We start from the raw sequence: 1319 nt of genomic DNA, 5'->3' as shown, positions 1-1319 counted from the left end.
CGCGGCCTACGAGGCCACTCCGCTGGTCTCCTTCGTCGTCTCTTGCAATCGCTCCATATCGAGGTACTTGCGCGTGCCCCATTTGGTACCAGCGACGTGTCGCAGTCTTGCGGATACCAGCATCAATGCGCTGTTGCCGTCCGGGAAGGCACCCACGACGCGCGTCCGCCGGCGAACTTCTCGCATCAATCGCTCCAAAGCGTTGTTCGTGCGAATCCGCGTCCAATGCTCGCGAGGATATGACATGTACCGCAACGTCTCGCCCACGCCCTCCTCGACCACCCTGGCTGCCTTGGTGAGCTTCATCGCTCGTAGTTTCTCAACAACGTCGACTGCCTTCTTCTCGGCTGCTTCACGATCCTCTTGGGCGTGAATCGCCTTAAGCATTGCCATCACCTCCTTCATCCGATGCCGTGGCACTTCGCTTCCCACATTGCGATACCAGTGGACCACACACCGCTGCCAGTCCGCCTCGGGATAAAACTCGCCCAAGGCTTCTACCAATCCTAAACACTTGTCGCTGGTCACCAGGCGAACTCCCTTGAGGCCCCGCTCCTTCAAATGACGGAGGAACTTCCGCCAACTCTCGGTATCTTCCTTCGCTCCTTCGCATACGCCCAGCACCTGTCGATATCCCTCTTGGTCGACACCCACGGCAACCAACACCGCCACGTTCTTCACCTCGCCGCCCCAGGAACGCTTCAGCCAGATGCCGTCGAGGGCCACGTAGGCGAACTCCCCTACAATCGGCTGATTGCGCCACTTCTCGATCCGCTCGTAGAGCTGCTGATTCAGCTCGCTCACCGTGCTGGGGGAGACGCGAGTCCCCCACAATGCCTCGGTGATGTCTTCCACACGGCGAACACTCACCCCGGCGAGGTACATCTCCATCAAGGCCTCTTCCACCGACGACTCGCGTCGTCGGTACCGCTCAATAATCTGCGTCTCAAATGACAAACTGCGGAGTCTAGGAACCTTGAGCGTCACCTGGCCCGCCTTCGTCTGTAATCCTCGTTCATAAGAACCGGCCCGCGTGTCCACACGATCCGGACTCCGCTCGTATCGCTGAGCACCACACAACTGGTCCGCCTCGGCTTCTAGAAGCCCATTGAGCGTCTCCTCAACACTTCGACGAACCACTTCGTCCACATGGCCTCGAATCTCAGCCTCGTCGACACGAATCACATTCTTCACTACACTTGCCATCGTGGCAGTCTCCTGTCCTTGGTAGGGGTCGAATTAACACAAATCAATTCCTACCAAACAGGGACTGCCCGTTTCAAGCTAAACAAATCTGCGCAACTATTAGGACGTTATCA

General features: G+C 57.8%; 1 protein-coding gene. It reads right to left on the bottom strand.

Translation table 11 applies throughout. The features are described from left to right. Window positions 1-6: 6 nt before the first annotated feature. Window positions 7-1206, bottom strand: coding sequence for an IS256 family transposase (locus tag Pla144_RS24350; protein WP_146453315.1), 1200 nt, complete (start codon window positions 1204-1206; stop codon window positions 7-9). Between the last annotated feature and the right edge of the window lie 113 nt (window positions 1207-1319).

The organism is Bythopirellula polymerisocia (genome assembly GCF_007860015.1).
GTDB classification, from domain to species: domain Bacteria; phylum Planctomycetota; class Planctomycetia; order Pirellulales; family Lacipirellulaceae; genus Bythopirellula; species Bythopirellula polymerisocia.
This window is presented reverse-complemented; position numbering and strand designations above follow the sequence as displayed.